Raw genomic sequence first — 18,018 nt, 5'->3', positions numbered from 1 at the left:
CAAGCTCCCGTTCGACCACGGATTTCCCGAAAAAGTAAAAACCCCGCAGCGCCATACAGCGTCTGCGGGGCTTGCAACACCTGACGCAGGGCCGGTGCTTCCGCCGGCTGCCCGAGGGCGCCGGCAATCGTTATTGTGACGTCAAATGCCTCAGGAAGCCAGCTTTTGCCAGGTCTCGACCACCGAGTCCGGGTTCAGCGAGATCGACTTGATGCCTTCCTTGGCCAGCCATGCGGCAAAGTCCGGATGGTCCGAAGGGCCCTGGCCGCAGATGCCGACGTACTTGTCCAGGCGGATGCACGCCGAAATCGCGCGCGACAGCATGAAGCACACCGCCGGATCGCGTTCGTCGAAGTCCTTGGCCAGCAGCTCCATGCCCGAGTCGCGGTCCAGGCCCAGCGTCAGCTGGGTCAGGTCGTTCGAGCCGATCGAGAAGCCGTCGAAGAACTGCAGGAACTCTTCGGCCAGGATCGCGTTGGACGGCACTTCGCACATCATGATGATGCGCAGGCCGTTCTCGCCGCGCTTCAGGCCGTGCTTGGCCAGCAGTTCGATCACCTTCTCGGCCTGGCCGAGCGTGCGCACGAACGGCACCATGATCTCGACGTTGGTCAGGCCCATTTCGTCGCGCACGCGCTTCATGGCCTTGCATTCCATCTCGAAGGCTTCGGCGAAGTCTTCGGCGATGTAGCGCGAGGCGCCACGGAAGCCCAGCATCGGGTTTTCTTCATCCGGCTCGTAGCGCGAACCGCCGATCAGCTTCTTGTACTCGTTGGACTTGAAGTCCGACAGGCGCACGATCACGGGCTTCGGGTAGAACGCCGCGCCGATGGTGGCGATGCCCTCGGCCAGCTTGTCGACATAGAACGCGCGCGGGCTGGCATGGCCGCGGGCCACGCTTTCGACGGCCTTCTTCAGGTCGGCGTCGACTTGCGGGTAGTCGAGGATGGCCTTGGGGTGGACGCCGATATTGTTGTTGATGATGAATTCCAGGCGGGCCAGGCCGACGCCGTTGTTCGGGATCTGCGCGAAGTCGAACGCCAGTTGCGGGTTGCCGACGTTCATCATCAGCTTGACGTCGATTTCCGGCATCTCGCCGCGCTGGACCTCGGTCACTTCGGTTTCCAGCAGGCCGTCATAGATGCGGCCTTCGTCGCCCTCGGCGCACGACACCGTCACCAGCGTGCCGTCCTTGAGCACGTTGGTGGCATCGCCGCAGCCGACCACCGCCGGCACGCCCAGTTCACGCGCGATGATGGCGGCGTGGCAGGTACGGCCGCCGCGGTTGGTGACGATGGCCGAGGCACGCTTCATCACCGGCTCCCAGTTGGGGTCGGTCATGTCGGCCACCAGCACGTCGCCGGGCTGCACGCGCTCCATCTCGGACGGGTCGTTGATCACGCGCACCGGGCCGGTGCCGATCTTCTGGCCGATGGCGCGGCCGCTGGTCAGCACGGGGGCCGTGCCCTTGAGCTTGAAGCGCTGCTCGGCCTTGCCGGCCGACTGGCTCTTCACCGTCTCCGGGCGAGCCTGCAGGATGTAGATCTTGCCGTCCTTGCCGTCCTTGCCCCACTCGATGTCCATCGGGCGGCCATAGTGCTTCTCGATGATCATCGCGTAGCGCGCCAGCTCGCTCACGTCTTGGTCGGTGATCGAGTAGCGGTTGCGCAGTTCGGCGGGCACGTCGACGGTCTTCACGCGGCCGGCTTCGCCCGGCTTGGTGAATTCCATCTTGATCAGCTTGGAGCCGATCGAGCGGCGGATGATCGGGTACTTGCCGGCCTGCAGCGTCGGCTTGAAGACGTAGAACTCGTCCGGGTTGACCGCGCCCTGCACCACCGTTTCGCCCAGGCCGTAGCTGGAGGTGATGAAGACCACGTCGGGGAAGCCCGACTCGGTGTCGATGGTGAACATCACGCCGGAAGCGGCCAGGTCCGAGCGGACCATGCGCTGGACGCCGGCGGACAGCGCCACCACGTCGTGGGCAAAGCCCTTGTGCACGCGGTAAGAGATAGCGCGGTCGTTGTACAGCGAGGCGAACACGTGCTTGATCTTGTCGAGCACGTCGTCGATGCCGCTGACGTTCAGGTAGGACTCTTGCTGGCCGGCAAAGGAGGCGTCGGGCAGGTCTTCGGCGGTGGCCGACGAACGCACCGCGAACGAGGCCTCGGCGCCTTCGCGCTCGGACACGCGGGCATAGAAGTCACGGATTTCCTGTTCCAGGCGCGGCTGGAACGGCGCGGTCGCGACCCAGTCGCGGATCTCGGCGCCGGCCTCGGCCAGGGCCTTGACGTCGTCGACGTTCAGCGTCTTCAGGCGCTGCGAGATGCGCTCGGTCAGGTTGTTGTGGGCGAGGAAGTCGCGGAAGGCGAGCGCGGTGGTGGCAAAGCCGCCCGGAACCCGGACGCCGGCTTCCGCCAGCTGGGAGATCATCTCGCCCAGCGACGAATTCTTGCCGCCGACGATTTCCACGTCAGCCATGCGCAACTGCTCGAACGGCAGCACATAGGCGCCGTTATCTGCCTGGTTAGTCATGAGAGCCTCAAAACAAAGTAGAAAACTGGTTGCGCATGCCCGGCATGTTGTTGATGTTCTGTTCCCGGGCGGATCGCTTGGCTAAGCAACCCCGAACTGGCGCTGCGGACCTGGCGCTACGGCTCTCATCGCGTAGCGCGCATTGTCGACAATTCCGGCGCGGTTTGTGGCGCGGGCATGTGGCGAAGCCGGCCACCCTATGGAATTGCTTAGCGAAAAGATCGCCGCTATTCTACCGTGCTGCGCCGCACTTTTCTGCGGAAGATTCAATCTATTTATTGCGCGATCGATTGCGCCATCCTCATGTCCCAGCCAGAAGCGCCCGGAACGGCGACACCCGGGTCCCAGCCTGGAACGCAGCCTGCAACCGCTGCCGCGCCCGCACCCCAGGCGGCCGAGCGCCCTGCGGTGCGCACCGTGTTCATCGTCTCGGACGGCACCGGCATCACCGCCGAGACCTTCAGCCATTCCATCCTGGCCCAGTTCGAGATGCGCTTCCGCAAGGTGCGCATGCCCTTCGTCGATACCCCGGAAAAGGCACATATCGCCGTCGGCAAGATCAACGAGGCGTTCCACAACGAAGGCGTGCCCCCGATCGTCTTCACCACGCTGGTCAACCAGGAAGCGAACAAGGCACTGCGCCGCGCCAAGGCGATGATCCTGGACATGTTCCAGACCTTCATCGAGCCGCTCGAGAAGGAACTGGGCCTGAAGTCCACCCACGCCATCGGCCGCTTCCACCAGAACGCGGACACCGAGGCGTACAAGAACCGGATCGAGGCGATCAACTTCTCGCTGGCGCATGATGACGGCCAGTCACACAAGAACCTGGAAGAAGCCGATGTGATCCTGGTGGGCGTGTCGCGCAGCGGCAAGACCCCGACCAGCCTCTACCTGGCGATGCAATACGGGCTGAAAGCGGCCAACTATCCGCTGATTCCCGACGACTTCGAGCGCGGCAAGCTGCCGTCGGCACTGTATGCGTTCAAGCCGAAGATCTTCGGCCTGTCGATCGATCCGCAGCGCCTGACCGAGATCCGCAACGAGCGCCGCCCCGGCAGCAAGTACGCCGCGCTGGAAAACTGCCGCTACGAGGTCAACGAGGCCGAGGCGATGATGCGCCGCGAAGGCATCAAGTGGCTGTCTTCGACGCACAAGTCGATCGAAGAGATCGCGACCACGATCCTGCAGGAGATCAAGGTCGACCGCGACAACTACTGAAGCAAGAAAAAAGAAAGCGGCCGTCCGCGCCGCTTTTTTATTGGCCGCGCCGCCGCGGTCAGCCGGCGCGCCGCTGGCGCACCGCCTCGAACAGGCAGATCGCCGTTGCCGCGGCCACGTTCAGCGACTCCATGCCGCCCGGTTGCGGAATGCCGACCTGGCGCGTGACATGCGCCATCCAGCCCTCGCTGACCCCTGCCCCCTCGTTGCCCACCACCCATGCCACCGGCCCGCGCAGGTCGGTATCGAACACCGCGGCGTCGGCGTGCGATGACGTTGCCAGCAGCGGTATCGCCAGCCGCGGCGCCAGCGCCTCGAGCGTGCAATGCTCCACGATATTCAGGTGGAAGTTCGCGCCCATGCCGGCGCGCAGGGTCTTGACCGACCACGCGAAGGCGCAGCCGGTGGCCAGGAAGGCGTCGCGGATGCCCGCCGCGGCCGCGCTGCGCAGGATCGAGCCGACATTGCCGGCGTCCTGCACCCCGTCCAGGATGATGCAGTCCTGCTCGATGCGCGCCGGCAGGTGGCCCGCCGGCGTCTCGATCACCAGCATCAGGTCGATGCCGTTGACCACGCCGCTGATCTGCGTGAACAGCGCGTCGGCCAGCACCACCACGCGCTCGCTGTCCACCTGGGCCAGCAGCGGCGCCACTTCGGCGTGGTCGTAATGGCGCTCCGACACCAGGCAGGTCATTGGCTGGCCGCGCGCGGCGACGTAGGCCTGCGCCAGGTGCACGCCGTCGAGCAGCGACTGGCCGGCCTTGCGGCGCTGGTGCGTGGAACCGGCAAGCGCCTTCAGGTGCTTGAACAGCGCGTTGTCGCGCGAGGTGACGTGCTTCACGATGCTTCGGGTGGCAGGAAGGTTTCGCGCTGGACGGCGGCCCCGGTCGCGACACCGGCAAAGGCGTCGGCGTCGGCGTCGGCGTCGGCGTCGGCGTCGGCTTCGGCAATGGCTTGGATGGCCGGGACGGCACCCATGGCGGTGAACAGCGGCCGCTGCGCCAGTGCCTCTCGCACCGGCGCGAACGAGCGGCGATGGTGCGGGGTCGCGCCGAATTCGGCCAGCGCGGCCATGTGCTGCGGCGTGCCGTAGCCCACGTGCGAATCGAAGCCGTACTGCGGGTAGGCCGCGTGCAGTTCCATCAGGGCGCGGTCGCGCGCCACCTTGGCCAGGATCGACGCCGCCGAGATCGCCTTGACCAGCGCATCGCCCTTGACGATGGCTTCGACCGGGTACGCCACCTGCGGGCAGCGGTTGCCGTCGACCTGCACCAGGTCCGGCACCACGCCGCTGGCGGCCAGTCCCTGCACCGCGCGCTGCATCGCCAGCATGCTGGCGTGCAGGATGTTGATGGTATCGATCTCCTCGACCGTGGCGAAGGCGATATGCCAGCCCAGCGCGCGTTCGCAGATCTTCTCGTACAGCGCCTCGCGCCTGGCGGCGGTCAGGATCTTGGAATCGGCCAGGCCGCGGATCGGGCGTTTCGGGTCGAGCACCACCGCGGCGGCATAGACCGGCCCCGCCAGCGGGCCGCGGCCCGCTTCGTCGACGCCGCACAGGCGCTGGATGGCGCCGGCGGCCGGCGCCAGGTCCAGTCCCAGCTGCGCAGAGGTTGCACTGCGGGCAGCATTGCGGCGTGCCATCAGACGGTCCCCCGGCTGCGCATCAGGTCGACCACGACATCGGCCGCCAGTTGCGCGGTGTTGCACTTGAGCGTCTCGTGCATGCGGGTGAAATGCTCGTACAGGAAGGCGGTATTGCCCTCGTCGTTGAGCTGCAGCAGGGTCTCGCGCGCCAGCGCCTCGGGCGTGGCGTCGTCCTGCAGCAGCTCGGGCACGACAAAGCGCCCTGAAAGGATATTAGGCAATCCCACGTAGGGCAGATAACCCTGGCGTTTCATGATCTGCGCGGTCAGCCAGGGCACCTTGTACGAGATCACCATCGGCTTCTTGTACAGCGCCGCCTCGAGCGTGGCGGTGCCGCTTGCCAGCAGCACCACGTCGGCGGCTTCCATGGCCTGGTGCGACTTGCCGTCGACAATGGTGAGGCACAGTTCCGGATGCTGGTGGTGCAGGTCTTCGACGATGGCGCGCAGCGGCGCGCTGGCCGCCGGCAACACGAACGCCAGCTTCGGGTCCATGCGCTGCATGCGAGCCATCGCCGCGAAAAAGGTGGCGCCGAGGTTGCGCACCTCGGACTGGCGGCTGCCCGGCAGCACCGCCACCACGCGGTGCCCGGCCGGCAGCCCCAGCGCGGCGCGCGCGCCGGCCACGTCGGGCACCATCGGGATCACGTCGGCCAGCGGATGGCCGACGTAGGTGGCCGGAATGCCGGCCCTGGCGTAGATCTCGGGCTCGAACGGAAACAGGCACAGGATGTGGTCGACCGCGCGCGCGATGGTGCGGATGCGCCCGCCGCGCCAGGCCCAGATCGACGGGCTGACGAAATGCACCACCGGAATGCCGGCACGGCGCAGCGGCACTTCCAGGCCGAAATTGAAGTCCGGGGCATCGACGCCGATAAAGCACAGCGGCGGCTCCGCCAGCAGCCAGTCGCGCACCGCGCGACGCGTGGCGAGGATCTCGCGCAGCGAGCCCAGCACCTCGACATAGCCGTTGACCGACAGCGTTTCCATCGGCCAGCGCGAGGTGAAGCCCTGCGCCATCATGCGCTTGCCGCCGATGCCGGCGTAGTCGACCGCCTCGCCGGTCTCGGCCAGGCGGGCCTGGAGCCCGCCCATCATCAGCGAAGCCAGCAGGTCGCCCGAGGCCTCGCCGGCCACCATGGCGATGGTGCCGCGCTTGCCCGCGGCGCTAACGTTGCCCGCGGGCAGGTCCTTCCGAATCGCGGCGTCTGCCATGTGGGTCCGGTCTCAGCGCACGATGCCGCGCTGGGTGGCGGCAAGGAAGTCGACAAAGGCCTGCAGCGGCGCCGCGGTGCCGGCGTCCACCTGGGCCAGCAATGCGGAAATCTCGTTGCGCGCCTCGTCGAAGCTGAGGTCGGATTTGTACAGCAGCTTGTAGGCCTGGCGCAGCGCGGCGATCTGGCCGGCGTCGAAGCCGCGGCGGCGCAGCCCTTCGACATTGATGCCGTGCGGCGTGGCCTTGTTGCCGCTCTTGTCGCTGGCCGCGATCACGAACGGGGGCACGTCCTGCACCAGCGCCGAGGCGCCGCCCAGCATCGCATGGGCGCCGATGCGCACGAACTGGTGCACGCCGCTCATGCCGCCCAGGATGGCCCAGTCGCCCACCTCGACGTGGCCGGCGATCTGCGCATTGCTGGAGAACACGGTGTGGTTGCCGACCATGCAGTCATGGGCGATATGGACGTAGGCCATGATCCAGTTGTCGTTGCCGATGCTGGTCAGGCCGCGGTCCTGCACCGTGCCGGTGTGGATCGTGGTGAATTCGCGGATGGTGTTGCGGTCGCCGATCTCGAGCCGGGTCGGCTCGTTGCGGTATTTCATGTCCTGCGGCACGCCGCCGACCGACGCATAGGGGCCGATGTTGTTGCCCGCGCCGATGGTGGTATGGCCCTCGACCGTCGTATGCGAGCCGATCCGGGTGCCGCTGCCGATCCGCACGTTGGGGCCGACGATGGAGAACGGGCCGACGCTCACGTCGGCGGCCAGTTCCGCCTTCGGGTCGACCAGTGCGGTGGGGTGGATTTGCGTCATGCGTACTGTCCTGTGATGGGTCTGGTGAAGGATGGGCCGATGCGCCTGGCAAAGGTTCCCGTCCGGGCCGTCCGCCCCCGCGAAGCGGGAGCGCGGCAGTCAGCCCGCGGCAGTGCCGCGGGCCGCGGGCGGCCTCACTCGGCCTGCTTCACGGTGCACATCAGCTCCGCCTCGCAAGCCACCTTGTCGTCGACCGTGGCGAACGCCTTGAACTTCCAGATGCCGCGGATATAGCGCTCGACCGTCACGTTCATGTGCAGCTGGTCGCCGGGGTAAACCACCTGCTTGAAGCGGGCGCCGTCGATGCCGACGAAGTAGTACAGCGCGCCTTCCTTGCGCTCCATGTCGGCGCCGAAGGTCAGCAGGCCGGCCGACTGCGCCAGCGCTTCCAGGATCATCACGCCCGGCATTACCGGCTGCTCGGGGAAATGGCCCTGGAAGTACGGTTCGTTGATGGTGACGTTCTTCAGGGTCTTGATCCGCTTCTGCGCCTCGAACTCCAGCACGCGGTCGACCAGCAGGAACGGGTACCGGTGCGGCAGCAGCTTGAGGATCTTGCGGATATCGATTTCGGCCGCGCTCATGATGATTTCTCTTTAGTCTTGTGAGGGTTGGGACCCGGCGGCCTGGCCGCGCAGGCGGCGTTCCAGCGCCACCACCCGTTCGCGCAGCTTGCTCAGGCCGCGCACGATGGCTGCGTTGCGTTCCCACTCGCCGTGCGGCAGGAACGGGAAGACGCTGGTGAAATGGCCGCCGGGCTTGGTAATGGATTTGGTGATCGAGGTGCCGCCCGACACCGTGGTGCGGTCGGCGATGGTCAGGTGGCCGGCAAAGTTGGCCGCGCCGCCGATCACGCAGAAGCGGCCGATGCGGGTGCTGCCCGACACCGCGGCGCAGCCGGCGATGACCGTGTGCGCGCCGACCCGCACGTTGTGCGCGATCTGGACCTGGTTGTCGATCTTGCAGCCGTCCTCGATCACGGTGTCGGCCATGGCGCCGCGGTCGATCGCGGTATTGGCGCCGACCTCGACGTCCTGGCCCAGCACCGCGCGTCCGGTTTGCGGGATCTTCACGTATTCGACGCCGGTGGCGCTGATGTCCGGCGCGAAGCCGAAGCCGTCGGCACCGATCACCACGCCGCTGTGCAGGATGGCGCGGGCGCCGACCACGCAGTGGTGGTAGACCGAGACGTTGGCGTAGAGCAGCGCATCGTCACCGATCTGCGCGTGCGCGCCGACATAGCCGTTGGCCAGGATGCGCACGCGCTCGCCCAGGCGCGCGCCGGCTTCGATGACCACATTGGGGCCAATGTAGCACGAGGCCGGCACCACCGCGTCGGGCGCCACGGTGGCGCGCGCGTCGATGCCGGTGCGCGCATCGGTATTGGCGGCGCGGTCGAAACGCTGCGCCACGCGGGCAAAGCATACGTAGGGATTGCGCGCCACCAGCCAGTTGCGGCCGTCGGCCTTGCCTTCGGCGCGCACGCGCTCGAGGTCGGCGGCCGAGACGATCACGGCGCCGGCTTTGGAATCCAGCGCCTGCTGCAGGTAGAGCGGATTGGACAGGAACGAGAGTTCGCCCGGTCCGGCCTGGTCCAGGGGGGCCAGGCCGGTGATCGCCAGGTCGGGGTCACCCACAACCTGCGCGCCGTTCTCGGTGGCGAGCTGACCCAGTGTGGGTGTCTGCATGGCGGTACTTCCTGATGAAAAAACGAACGAAGGAACGAAGCAGCGGCAGCGGCTTACCTGCCGCCGGCGTTCAGCACCTTCATCACATCGTCGGTGATATCGATGCGCGGATTGACGTACACCGCTTCCTGCACGATCAGGTCGTACTTGCGCTGTTCGGCGAGCTGGCGGATCACGCGGTTGGCGCGCTCCAGCACCTGGGCCAGTTCTTCGTTGCGGCGCTGGTTCAGGTCCTCGCGGAATTCGCGCTGCTTGCGCTGGAACTCGCGGTCGAGGTCAGCCACTTCGCGCTGGCGGCGCTGGCGGTCGGAATCGGCCAGCACGGCCGTGTCCTTGTCCAGCTTGTCGGCCATGCCCTTGATCTTCTGGGCCATGTCCTGCAGCTCGCGGTCGCGCTTGGAGAATTCCTGCTCCAGCTTGACCTGGGCCGCCTTGGCCGGCTGCGAATCGCGCAGGATGCGCTCGGAATTGACCGCGGCGATGCGCGCTTCCTGGGCCGAGGCCGGCAGCGCGGCACAGATCGCCGCGGTGGCGAGCGCGGCGGCGCCCAGGGACTTGACCAGTTTGGATGTTGTAGTCATGAAAACAGATCCTTTTTCAGAATCAGAATGCCGTGCCGATCTGGAACTGGAAGCGCTGGACCTTGTCGTTGGTATCGCGCTTGAGCGGGAAGCCCATGCTGATCTTGAGCGGCCCGATCGGCGACAGCCACGACATGCCGAAGCCGGTCGAGTACTTCAGCTCGCTGAAGCGCAGCGGCTCGCCTTCCTGATAGACGTTACCGAAGTCAAAGAAGGTGAACAGGCGCAGCGTGCGGTCCACGCCCGAGCCCGGCAGCGGGAAGATGAACTCGATGTTGCCGATCATCTTGGAGGCGCCGCCCACCGGGTTCCCGTTCTGGTCCTTCGGGCCCAGCGTGCTGGTCTGGTAGCCGCGCACTGAGCCGATACCACCGGCGTAGAAGTACTTGAACACCGGGAACGGCGTGTTGCCGTAGCCGTGGCCGTAGGCGACTTCGCCGTTCAGTGCCAGCGTGAACGCCTTCGAGATCGGGTAGAAGTACTGCTGCTGCACGCTGGCGCGGTAGTACTGCGTATCGCCGCCCGGCAGACCGACTTCCAGGTTGGCCTGGGTGTACGGGCCCTTGGTCGGGACCAGCGCGCTGTCGCGGCGGTCGCGCGCCCAGCCGATCGTGAACGGGAAGTTGTTGATGCCGTCGCCGGAATTCTTGCCGATCTGGCTCAGCCAGTTCTTGTACTGGGTCGGCGTGTTGACCGAGGTGTACACCTGGGTGCGTTCGTAGCCGATGCCGAAGAACACGGTATCGACTTCCGAGAACGGCACGCCGAACTTGAAGCCGCCGCCGGCCGAGACGATCTTGTAGTCCTGGTCGCCGGTGTAGTACAGCGGGCGCGAGGTACGGTAGTAGATATCGGTCGAGCGGCTGATGCCGTCCACCGTGAAGTACGGGTCGTACTGCGTCAGCGCAATGGTGCGGAACGACTTGGCGGTGTTCACGTCCAGGCCCAGGCTGGTGCCCGAGCCGAACACGTTGTCCTGGCGCAGGCCGGCCTGCAGCACCAGCTTGTCGGTCGACGAGAAGCCCACGCCCAGGCTGATCTGGCCGGTTGGCTTTTCGGTCACGTTGACGTTCACATCGACCTGGTCGGGCGCGCCGGGCACGTCTTCGGTGGTGATGTTGGTGTCGGTGAAGTAGCCGGTACGGTTGATACGTGCCTGCGACTGCTGCAGCTTTTCGCTGTCGAACCACGAGCTTTCCATCTGGCGCATCTCGCGCCGCACCACTTCGTCGCGGGTCTTGCTGTTGCCGACCACGTTGACGCGGCGCACGTAGACGCGGCGGCCCGGATCGACCATCAGGGTCAGCGCGACTTCACGCTTTTCCTTGTCGATCTGCGGTTGCGGGTTGATGGTGGTGAACGCGTAGCCATAGGTGCCGAGCAGGTCGGTAATGGCCTTGGTGCTCTGCGTCAGCTTCTCGGACGAGAAAATATCGCCCTTCTTCAGCTGCAGCAGCTTTTCCATTTCGTCCTGCTTGCCGAGCAGCTCGCCCGCCAGGCGCACGTCGGACACCTTGTACTGCTCGCCTTCCTTGATGTTCAGCGTCAGGAAGATGTCTTTCTTGTCGGGCGTGATCGAGACCTGGGTCGATTCGATGGCGAATTCCAGGTAGCCGCGGTTCAGGTAGTACGAGCGCAGCGCTTCCAGGTCGGCGGTCAGCTTCTGCTTCGAGTACAGGTCGTTCTTGGTGTACCACGACAGCCAGTTCGGCGTCGACAGCTGCATCTCGTCGCGCAGCGTGCTTTCCTTGAAGGCCTTGTTGCCGACGATATTGATCTGGCGGATCTTGGCGACCGGGCCCTCGTCGACATTGAACACCACCGAGACGCGGTTGCGGTCCACCGGCGTGATCGTGGTCTGCACGTCGGCGGCATAGTAGCCGCGCGCGACGTACTGGCGCTTGAGCTCCTGCTCGGCCTTGTCGATCAGCGCCTTGTCGTAGTAACGGGCCTCGGCCACGCCGACCGCGCGCAGCGAGCGGCGCAGCGTGTCCTTGTCGAATTCCTTGATGCCGACGAACTCGAGCTGCGAGATCGCCGGGCGCTCTTCGACCTGCACCACCAGCACGCCGTCTTCGGAGCGGATCTGCACGTCCTTGAAGAAGCCGGTATTGTAGAGGGCACGGATGGCATCGGCGCCCTTGTCATCGGTGAAGGTTTCCCCGACGCGAACCGGCAGGTAGCCAAACACGGTACCCGGTTCGACGCGTTGCAGTCCCTCAACGCGGATGTCCCTGACGACGAACGGATCGGCAGCCCAGCCCGCCGGGCTCCAGGCTGCAATAACGGCACTCGCCAGCAAACCCAGCGAAATGCGCTTATGTCTGATCAATGTTGATCCCCTCTTTGATTCCATCCAGGATTGCGCTCCGATGCCTCATTGGACTGCGCCTGGCAAATGGCGTCCCCGGCGACGGTGTCCGACGACACCACCACCCCTTGCCGACACACGTTTCTAGCCGTTCGCCAGAAACATTCGGCTGACGTCATTGAACAAAGCGAGCGAAGTCAGGAGCAAGATGCAGGCGATGCCAACCTTCTGCAGCATTGCCTGCCAGTGGTCTGGGACGGGCCGGCCAGTCAAAAATTCCACGCAATAATACAGCAAATGCCCCCCATCCAGAACCGGAATGGGTAACAAATTGAGTACGCCAAGACTAACGCTTACCAGCGCCAGGAAGCTGACAAAGGCTTGTATACCGAGGTTTGCGGCACGTCCGGCGTAGTCCGCCACGGTCAGCGGACCGCTCAGGTTCTGCAGCGAAGCCTGCCCCACCAGCATCTTGCCCAGCAGCTTGAGCGACAGCGCGCTGGTATCCCAGACCTGCCCTGCAGCGCGCGCCAGCGCCTGGTCGGGCCGGTAGCGCACGGTCTCCATCTGCACCGCCTGGCTCAGCGCCGCGCCCAGCTTGCCCGCGGGGGCCGCCGCGGCGCCGCTGGCATCCGCGCCGCCATCGCGCGCCGCGGCGGTGTCGAGCGTGACCGGCACGTCCAGGCGCTGGCCGTCGCGCTCGATGCCCAGCGTCACGGCCTGGCCCGGCTGGCTGCGCACCGCCTTGATCAGCGCGCTGGCCTGCGTCAGCGGGCTGCCCTGCCAGGCCACGATGCGGTCGCCGTTGCGCAGCCCGGCGCGTTCGGCGGCCGAATCGGGCAGCACCTCGGTGATCGTCACCGGCCCGCCCTTCAGGTTCAGGCCGAGCGTGGCCAGCGGGTCCTGCTCGGGATTGCCGCCGGTATTGGGCAGGCGCGGCAGCGTGACGTCGCGCTCGGCGCCATCGGCGCCGCGCACGCGCAGCACCGCGCGCGCATCGCCGAAGCCTTCGGCGAATACCGCCATGCGCAGGTCGTTCCAGGAACGCACCGGCTCGGTGTGGCCGTTGGCGGTCAGCGACAGCACCCGGTCGCCCTCGCGCACGCCGGCCTGCGCCGCCATGGTGCCGGCCGCGGGCTCTGCCACCACCGGCACGGGCTCACGCATGCCGCCGGCGAACAGCGCGAAATACAGCACGATCGCCAGCGCGAAATTGGCCAGCGGGCCGGCCGCGACGATGGCGAAGCGCTTGCCCACCGGCTGGCGGTTGAAGGCACGCGGCAGGTCGGCCGGATCGATGGGCGTGTCGCGCGCGGGATCGATCTCGCGCTCGTCGAGCATCTTGACGTAGCCGCCCAGCGGGATCGCCGCCACCGTCCACTCGGTGCGGTCGCGGCTTTTCGAGATCCAGCGCAGCAGCGGCCGCCCGAAGCCGATGGAGAAACGCAGCACCTTCACGCCGCAGGCGCGCGCGGCCAGGTAGTGACCCATTTCGTGCACGTAGATCAGCACGCACAGGGCAACGATGAAAGCGAGTACGGTTTGCATGGTTCTGGGACGTCGGTAAGATCGCGGGCCGGCATGCACGGCCCCCAGGGGGGCTGGCCGGCGCAGCCGCTATTGTCGCAGATGCGGCAGACCGCCCCGCCGGATCAGCGGGCGGTGGCCCGTGCGGTGACGCCGGCCCGGGCCGCCTCGCGCGCCAGCGCGTCGGCCGAGAGCACGGCCTCGAGCGTATCGGCGGGTCCGCCCGGCGCTTCTTCCAGCACCTGGCGCACGATGCCGGCAATATCGGTAAAGCGCACCTGCCCGGCGAGGAATGCTTCCACCGCCACTTCATTGGCGGCGTTGAGCACCGCCGGCGCCACCCCCGCCGCGCGCAGCGCGTCGAAGGCCAGCCCCAGGCACGGGAACCGCGCCAGGTCCGGTTTTTCGAAATGCAGGCCGCCGGCGAGGGTCAGGTCGAGCGGGCTCACGCCCGCGTCGATCCGTTCCGGGTAGGCCAGGCCATAGGCGATCGGCGTGCGCATGTCCGGGTTGCCCAGTTGCGCCAGCACCGAGCCATCGGCGTAGGCCACCATCGAATGCACGATGCTCTGCGGGTGGATCAGCACCTCGATGCGTTCGGCCGGGGCGCCGAACAGCCAGTGCGCCTCGATGACTTCGAGGCCCTTGTTCATCATGGTGGCCGAATCGACCGAGATCTTGCGGCCCATGACCCAGTTGGGGTGGGCGCAGGCCTGGTCGGGCGAGATATCGTGCAGCGTGGCAGGGTCGCGCGTGCGGAACGGCCCGCCCGAAGCGGTCAGCAGCACCTTGGCCACGCCGCGGCCGTAGCGCGGGTCGTCGGCGGGCAGGCACTGGAAGATGGCGTTGTGCTCGCTGTCGATCGGCAGCAGCGTGGCGCCGTGCTCGCGCACCGCGTCCATGAAGATGCGCCCCGACATCACCAGGGCTTCCTTGTTGGCCAGCAGCACGCGCTTGCCCGCGCGCGCCGCCGCCAGCGTCGGACGCAGGCCGGCCGCGCCGACGATCGCGGCCATTACCGCATCGGCCTGCGCATCCGCCGCGATGGATTCCAGCGCGGCTTCGCCGTAGCTGACCTCGGTGGCCACGCCGGCAGCGCGCAGCAACGTTTCCAGTTCACGCGCAGCCTCGGCGGTCCCGACCACGGCGCGCGCCGGGCGGAACTCGATGCACTGGTCGGCCAGCTTGCGCACCTGCCGGTGGGCGCTGAGCGCATGCGCGGCGTAACGGCCGGGATGGCGGCGGATCACGTCGAGCGTGCTTTCTCCGATGGAGCCGGTGGCGCCCAGGATGGTGATGCGATGCATAGCAGACGGCTTCAGAGAAAAATCAGCATCAGGGCGGCCAGCGGGAACACCGGCAGCAAGGCGTCGATGCGGTCGAGCACGCCGCCATGGCCGGGCAGCAGCCGGCTGCTGTCCTTCTTGCCAACCTGGCGCTTGAGCAGGGATTCGAACAGGTCGCCGACCACGCTCGCCGCAACCAGCAGCGTGGTCAGCACCGCGACCAGGGCCAGGCCGCCACGGTCGCGCAGCACGGAAAACCAGGTCGGGGCAAAGGCATGGGTGGCGGCCAGCGCGAGGCCGATCGCCAGCGCCAGCAACCAGCCGCCGATGGCGCCCTCCCACGACTTGCCCGGGCTGATGCCGGGCGCCAGCTTGCGCCGGCCGATCGCCTTGCCGGTGAAATACGCGCCGATATCGGCGGCCCATACCAGCACCGCGGCGGTCAGCAGCACGCCGATGCCGGCGCCGCGCAGGAGCATGGTGGCATGGGCAAACGCGGGCAGCATCACCAGCCCCAGCACCGCGCCCAGCAACGTGAACGCCGGGGTGGCGGTGCGCACGCCGCGCGCCAGCAGCACCACGGCCACGACCCAGCACACCACCGCGGCCTCGAGCAGCCAGGTGGTGGCGTGGCGCAGCGGCAGGTCATGCCAGGTGATGGTGGCGATCAGGCAGGCCAGCGCATAGACATAGGGCCACGGCCCGCGCAGCCCGATCAGGCGGCCGAATTCCCAGCCGGCCAGCAGCACGATCACGCCGAGCAGTCCCGCCAGGCCCGCCGGCGGCGCCAGGAACAGGATCGGCAGGATCAGCAGCAACAGGCACAGGGCGGTGATGACGCGGGTGAGGAGCATGCGCTGCAGTCCCGTGAAGAGTTGGAGTGGCCGGGCTCAGGCCGTACCCGAAAGTCCCGGCGCGACCAGCTGCGCGCTGGTGCGGCCGAAGCGGCGTTCGCGCTGGCGGTACGAGGCAAAGGCCTTGTCGAGTTCCGCGGCGTCGAAATCCGGCCAGTAGACGTCGGTGAAGTACAGCTCGGAATAGGCGAGCTGCCACAGCAGGAAATTGCTGATGCGTTGTTCGCCGCCGGTGCGGATGAACAGGTCCGGCTCGGGCGCATAGGCCATGGCCAGGTGCGGCGCCAGCAGCGATTCGTCGATGGTTTCGGGATCGAGCACGGGCGAGCGCGCCAGCATCTTGCGCATCGCCTGCAGCAGGTCCCAGCGCCCGCCGTAGTTGGCGGCGATGGTGACGGTCAGCCCGGTATTGCCGGCGGTGCGCGCCTCGGCATCCTTGATCAGCCGCTGGATGCGCGGGCTGAAGCGGCTCAGGTCGCCCACCACCCGCAGCCGGATGTTGTTGGCGTGCATCTTCACCACTTCGCGCCGCAGCGACATCATGAACAGCCGCATCAGGAACGAGACCTCGTCGGCCGGGCGGCGCCAGTTCTCGGAGCTGAACGCGAACAGCGTCAGGTACTGCACGCCCCGCGCGGCGCAGGCCTCCACCACCGCGCGCACAGCGTCCAGCCCCCGGCTGTGCCCCGCCACGCGCGGCAGATGCCGCTGGGTCGCCCAGCGGCCGTTGCCGTCCATGATGATGGCAACGTGCCTGGGCACGTAGGAAGTATCGGGTACGGCAAGCGTCGAGCTGATGTGCTGCATGGGCGTGAGACGGTCGCTGACAGTCCCGGCAGGGCCGGGACGGGCGTCAGACCGTCATGATCTCCTTCTCTTTTTCCGCGACCATCTTGTCGATCTCGGCCACGTACTTGTCGGTCAGCTTCTGCACCTCGTCCTGGCCGCGGCGCTCTTCGTCTTCGGAAATGGTCTTGTCCTTGACCAGCTTCTTGAACTGCTCGTTGGCATCGCGGCGCAGGTTGCGCACCGCCACCTTGGCACCCTCGGCCTCGCCCTTCACGACCTTGGTCAGCTCCTTGCGGCGCTCTTCGGTCAGTGCAGGCATCGGCACACGGATCACTTCGCCCATGGTGGCCGGGTTCAGGCCCAGGTCGCAATCGCGGATGGCCTTTTCGACGGCGCTGACCATTTTCTTTTCCCACGGCTGCACCGTGATGGTACGGGCATCGGCGAGGCCGATCGCCGCCACCTGGCTGATGGGCACCATCGAGCCGTAGTAATCCACCTGAACGTGGTCGAGCAGGCCGGTATGGGCACGGCCGGTGCGGATCTTGGCCAGATCGGCCTTGAAGGCTTCGATCGACTTCTGCATTTTCTGCTCGACGCTCTTCTTTGTGTCGGCGACGCTCATTTTTACCTCCGGAAATCAGCCAACCAAGATCCCCTCTGGTGGGGATCGAAAATGAACCATTCTACTCTTTGCCCAGCTGGATACCAGCGCCGCAGCGCGGCATCCGCTATCGGACTCACAGACGGGAATCACAGGCGGGACTCACACATGCACCAGGGTACCCTCATCCTCGCCCAGGATGACGCGCTTGAGCGCGCCGGGCTTCACGATCGAGAACACCTTGATCGGCAGCTTCTGGTCGCGGCACAGCGCGAAGGCGGTGGCGTCCATCACCTGCAGGTTGCGCGAGATGGCCTCGTCGAAGCTGATGGTGGTGTAGCGCGTGGCGCTGGGATCCTTCTTCGGGTCGGCGGTGTACACGCCGTCGACCTTGGTCGCCTTCAGCACGATCTCGGCGCCGATCTCGGAGCCGCGCAGCGCGGCCGCGGTGTCGGTGGTGAAGAAGGGATTGCCGGTGCCGGCGGCGAAGATCACCACCTTGCCCTCTTCCAGCTGGCGGATCGCGCGCGGGCGGATATAGGGCTCGACCACCTGGTCCATGCGCAGCGCCGACTGCACGCGGCCTTCGATATTGGCGTGGCGCATCGCGTCCTGCAGCGCCAGCGCGTTCATCATGGTGGCCAGCATGCCCATGTAGTCGGCGGTGGCACGGTCCATGCCGGCCGCGCCGCCGGCGACGCCGCGGAAGATATTGCCGCCGCCGATCACCACCGCCACCTGCACGCCGAGCTTCACGATCTCGGCAATGTCGTTCACCATCGCCTCGATGGTGGAGCGGTTGATGCCGAAGGCATCGTCGCCCATCAGGGCTTCACCGGACAGTTTCAGAAGGACGCGCTTGTAGGCTGGCATGTTCACCCTCGGAAGGAGCAGTTCGCTCGGTTGAGCCGGCTCGGTCGAGACGACTCGGTTGAGACACACTGG

Annotated in this window: 16 protein-coding genes; 1 reads left to right on the top strand and 15 read right to left on the bottom strand. The window is 66.8% G+C overall.

Annotated features, from left to right (window positions below; translation table 11 throughout):
• Positions 1–150: 150 nt before the first annotated feature.
• Complete coding sequence (ppsA, locus tag LIN44_RS08950) at positions 151–2,535, bottom strand: phosphoenolpyruvate synthase (protein ID WP_227311860.1); 2,385 nt, start codon at positions 2,533–2,535, stop codon at positions 151–153.
• Between the two features lie 417 nt (positions 2,536–2,952).
• Here ppsA and LIN44_RS08945 point away from each other — a divergent pair, with 417 nt between their 5' ends.
• A complete protein-coding gene (locus LIN44_RS08945; RefSeq protein WP_172583147.1) occupies positions 2,953–3,756 on the top strand; it encodes a pyruvate, water dikinase regulatory protein in 804 nt (267 codons plus the stop codon).
• 58 nt (positions 3,757–3,814) lie between these two features.
• Here LIN44_RS08945 and LIN44_RS08940 read toward each other — a convergent pair whose 3' ends face one another.
• From LIN44_RS08940 to pyrH, 14 genes are all read right to left on the bottom strand, one after another.
• Positions 3,815–4,597, bottom strand: coding sequence for an RNA methyltransferase (locus LIN44_RS08940; RefSeq protein WP_227311859.1), 783 nt, complete (start codon positions 4,595–4,597; stop codon positions 3,815–3,817).
• Positions 4,594–5,400: a ribonuclease HII gene (gene rnhB / locus LIN44_RS08935; protein WP_227311858.1), complete on the bottom strand. Its 807-nt coding sequence runs from the start codon at positions 5,398–5,400 to the stop codon at positions 4,594–4,596. Before rnhB ends, LIN44_RS08940 begins: the two co-directional genes overlap by 4 nt.
• Entirely contained in the window at positions 5,400–6,542 is a 1,143-nt protein-coding gene (gene lpxB / locus LIN44_RS08930; protein ID WP_370641643.1) for a lipid-A-disaccharide synthase, read from the bottom strand. Before lpxB ends, rnhB begins: the two co-directional genes overlap by 1 nt.
• Positions 6,543–6,629: 87 nt before the next feature.
• Complete coding sequence (gene lpxA, locus LIN44_RS08925) at positions 6,630–7,433, bottom strand: acyl-ACP--UDP-N-acetylglucosamine O-acyltransferase (RefSeq protein ID WP_062800116.1); 804 nt, start codon at positions 7,431–7,433, stop codon at positions 6,630–6,632.
• Between the two features lie 134 nt (positions 7,434–7,567).
• Entirely contained in the window at positions 7,568–8,017 is a 450-nt protein-coding gene (gene fabZ, locus LIN44_RS08920) for a 3-hydroxyacyl-ACP dehydratase FabZ (protein ID WP_010809590.1), read from the bottom strand.
• A gap of 12 nt (positions 8,018–8,029) precedes the next feature.
• Positions 8,030–9,121: a UDP-3-O-(3-hydroxymyristoyl)glucosamine N-acyltransferase gene (gene lpxD, locus LIN44_RS08915; RefSeq protein WP_227311856.1), complete on the bottom strand. Its 1,092-nt coding sequence runs from the start codon at positions 9,119–9,121 to the stop codon at positions 8,030–8,032.
• Between the two features lie 53 nt (positions 9,122–9,174).
• Positions 9,175–9,702: an OmpH family outer membrane protein gene (locus tag LIN44_RS08910; RefSeq protein ID WP_227311855.1), complete on the bottom strand. Its 528-nt coding sequence runs from the start codon at positions 9,700–9,702 to the stop codon at positions 9,175–9,177.
• Positions 9,703–9,724: 22 nt separating this feature from the next.
• Positions 9,725–12,058: an outer membrane protein assembly factor BamA gene (gene bamA, locus LIN44_RS08905; RefSeq protein ID WP_227311854.1), complete on the bottom strand. Its 2,334-nt coding sequence runs from the start codon at positions 12,056–12,058 to the stop codon at positions 9,725–9,727.
• A gap of 99 nt (positions 12,059–12,157) precedes the next feature.
• Positions 12,158–13,561: an RIP metalloprotease RseP gene (rseP, locus tag LIN44_RS08900; RefSeq protein ID WP_227311853.1), complete on the bottom strand. Its 1,404-nt coding sequence runs from the start codon at positions 13,559–13,561 to the stop codon at positions 12,158–12,160.
• Positions 13,562–13,665: 104 nt separating this feature from the next.
• Positions 13,666–14,847: a 1-deoxy-D-xylulose-5-phosphate reductoisomerase gene (ispC, locus tag LIN44_RS08895; protein WP_227311852.1), complete on the bottom strand. Its 1,182-nt coding sequence runs from the start codon at positions 14,845–14,847 to the stop codon at positions 13,666–13,668.
• An 11-nt stretch (positions 14,848–14,858) separates the two neighbouring features.
• Complete coding sequence (locus tag LIN44_RS08890; RefSeq protein ID WP_227311851.1) at positions 14,859–15,680, bottom strand: phosphatidate cytidylyltransferase; 822 nt, start codon at positions 15,678–15,680, stop codon at positions 14,859–14,861.
• 36 nt (positions 15,681–15,716) lie between these two features.
• Entirely contained in the window at positions 15,717–16,487 is a 771-nt protein-coding gene (locus LIN44_RS08885) for an isoprenyl transferase (RefSeq protein WP_227311850.1), read from the bottom strand.
• Between the two features lie 46 nt (positions 16,488–16,533).
• On the bottom strand, positions 16,534–17,094 hold the full coding sequence (frr, locus tag LIN44_RS08880; RefSeq protein WP_227311849.1) for a ribosome recycling factor: 561 nt from the start codon (positions 17,092–17,094) through the stop codon (positions 16,534–16,536).
• 141 nt (positions 17,095–17,235) lie between these two features.
• Entirely contained in the window at positions 17,236–17,946 is a 711-nt protein-coding gene (gene pyrH, locus LIN44_RS08875; RefSeq protein WP_012352952.1) for a UMP kinase, read from the bottom strand.
• Positions 17,947–18,018: the final 72 nt, after the last annotated feature.

It is taken from the genome of Cupriavidus sp. MP-37, from assembly GCF_020618415.1.
GTDB lineage: Bacteria > Pseudomonadota > Gammaproteobacteria > Burkholderiales > Burkholderiaceae > Cupriavidus.
Note: the sequence above shows the minus strand (reverse complement) of the source record. Positions and strands in the feature narration are given on the sequence as shown.